Genomic DNA, 2,709 nt, shown 5'->3' with positions numbered 1-2,709 from the left:
TTAGACGAAGGATCCTGCTTTCTCAGCAAGGCGCTTGAAGGGGCGCATACCGGGGCCTATAGGACATAGGTCAGTAGCGTAACGCATCGGGGCAGGAGCCCCTTATTAGACATTGCAGGAGCATAATGTCGTGGAGCAGTTATCGAGGCATGTAACGCTTTGAGCAACGCTGTTGAGGAAGCAGGAGGCAAGTATTATTGGATAAAGTATTTTTTCCTCGACCCTAAGTACTTTTCGTGGTCGCAAAAAAATAGCGGGACAGGCACTCGCTTTCAACTACGGTTTTTAGGTTAAACCGTGATGTTGGTAATCCACGCCCTCTACAGAGGCGACACCGTCTTGAATGCGTTGATCGATATTCGAAAAGAATGACTTGTATGATTCCCCTGGAGGTTTGTGCAAAAGAATTGAAGCGCAGCGGTTTCGGCCAGCGTTTTTCGCAAGGTATAAGCACCAGTCGGCTAATGCAATAATTTGTTCGGTACTTGCCCAATCTGGCTGCCTCGCATCAAAGGGGTAATGGCAGGCGCCGATAGAGCAAGTCACCGTTATGCACTGCTGATCTTCAAGCTCAATATGCAAGGCTTCGATGGCCCGTCGGATCCGAGCCATAATTTGCGTTAGGGCGCCGAGCTTTTGGTCAACGTAGGTCACTAAAAACTCTTCCCCGCCCCAGCGGAAAAGGTAATCAGTTTCCCGAAGGCATTGCCGCAAAGCCTCGGATACCGCTTTTAATACAATATCACCACCCGCATGCCCGTACTCATCATTGACGCGCTTAAAGTGGTCTATATCCAACACTAAAAATGCGGCATGTCGCTCTGAGGTAGCGCGCTCTTGCTCAGTGGTGAGCTTATTGAAAGCTCGATGTATTCGGGCCACCTCAATAGGCATGGCGTCCTGAAAATAGTGACGATTACGTAGCTGCGTTAAAGCATCGGTATAACTTGCCGCTTCCATTTTTTGGTATGCGAGGTTCAATGCTTCGGTACGCTCACTGACTTTGGCTTCCAGCAGTTTGTTTTGGTGCTCGGCAAAATGGCGTTTTTGGTATTGCGAATAAATAATACGAAATATCCCGCCAAACAAGGCCATCGCATAAAAACTGTAAGCCCACCACGTTTGCCACCATGGCGGTAGCACCTTAATGGCAAGGTTAATTTCACTGCGCATCGGTAAACCTTCGTTATTTATCGCCTGAACACGAAAGCGGTATTTGCCTGGGTCTAGATTGGTATAAGTCGCGATACGTTGGGCCGTAGGTTTAGACCATTTATCATTAAACCCATCGAGCTTATAGCGATAGGTTGTCTTTTCTGGAACGTCATAACTCAACAGTGAAAACTCAAAACTAATGACCGATTGCTTATGATTCAATACAACATCGTCGAGCTGGTATGGGGTTGTTGGCAACGTTAATAGATCTTCATTTTCTAAAAGAGCTTGCCGGCCAAATATATCGGTATAGCGCTCGTTGACCATCACGGGCTCTGTAAATAGATTCAGCTCGGTTAGTATAAGCGGCGCTTGAAATACGTTGGCATAAGTGAGTTGGGGCTTGATAATACTCATGCCTTTTAGCCCACCGAAGGCGACTTCCCCACGGGAGGTATTGATAACGGCGCCGACTACAAAGCCATTACCGGGTAAACCATTAGCCGAGGTAAAGTTTTTGTAGGTATTGGTTTTAAGGTTGAGGCGTGAAATTCCGGCCTCTGTACTCACCCACATATACCCCTGGGCATCTTGTGTTATTGCCGTTACGCTATTGCTGATTAGGCCATCGGCTTCCGTATAGGTTTGCGAAGAACCATCGCTGGGGCGCCAGCGCATAATGCCTGCGCCGCCGGTCGCAATCCAAAGGTCGTTATTGGCAGCTTCGAAGACATGCCGTGCCACTGGTGTGTCAATGCGCAAACCGGCGGCATTTTCCTCTCGGCCGATATATTCGAATAGCTCAGCCATATTCCGTTGCTCGGCACCCGGCTGCCGGCTGGCTTCAGGGAAGCGGTATAAGCCAAAATCTCCAGAAATCCAAAGGTTACCGTTACTATCTTCATCAATACTCACGGCACGCCCAGCGCTACTGCCGCCCGCAGCGGCAAAATAGTAACGGATAAAATCATCTGTTTTGGGGCGGTAACGGTGCAAGTATCCATTTTGGGTGCCCACCCAAAGAACCCCGTCCTTATCCAGATGCATTGACCAGGCTTCGCGGTTGGCTAGGCTGTGTGGGTTACCGTCTTCCACACTGTATTGTTTAAAAGCTTTCGTATCGGTATTCAGGCGAGTTAAGCCCCCCCAAGGGGTACCCACCCACAGTATGTTGTCACCTTGCAGTATCAATGAGCTCACAGCAGGTGATGGTAGAATTCCCCGCACCTCATCACGATGGGTGTAGCGGGTGATATCCCCAGTGTGCCGGTTGATATAATTGAGCCCGCCGCGTGTGCCGACCCAAAAATTGCCCTGCTTATCTTCTACCATTGATAAAACTTCGGAGCTGGTGAGGCTATTGTCATTACGGGGATCATTCACAAGGCTTGTTACTGTACTGGCGTAACGGTCGAGCCGAACCACCTCACCGCGCGCCAAACCTAGCCATTGAGTACCGCTGCTATCGGCATAAATAGACCGGATAAAATTGTCCTGCTAGAGGGCATGAGAAAAGTCACCACTCGTTGGGTTGTAAACAGATATGCCTCTGTC

1 protein-coding gene is annotated in these 2,709 nt (G+C 49.2%); it reads right to left on the bottom strand.

The window, feature by feature from the left end; all coding sequences use genetic code 11:
• Positions 1–285: 285 nt before the first annotated feature.
• Positions 286–2,595 carry a ligand-binding sensor domain-containing diguanylate cyclase gene (locus AC3A8L_RS21030; protein WP_487964239.1) on the bottom strand — a complete coding sequence of 770 codons (2,310 nt, stop codon included), beginning with the start codon at positions 2,593–2,595 and terminating at the stop codon, positions 286–288.
• Between the last annotated feature and the right edge of the window lie 114 nt (positions 2,596–2,709).

This window comes from Marinagarivorans sp. (genome assembly GCF_982758155.1).
Note: the sequence above shows the minus strand (reverse complement) of the source record. Positions and strands in the feature narration are given on the sequence as shown.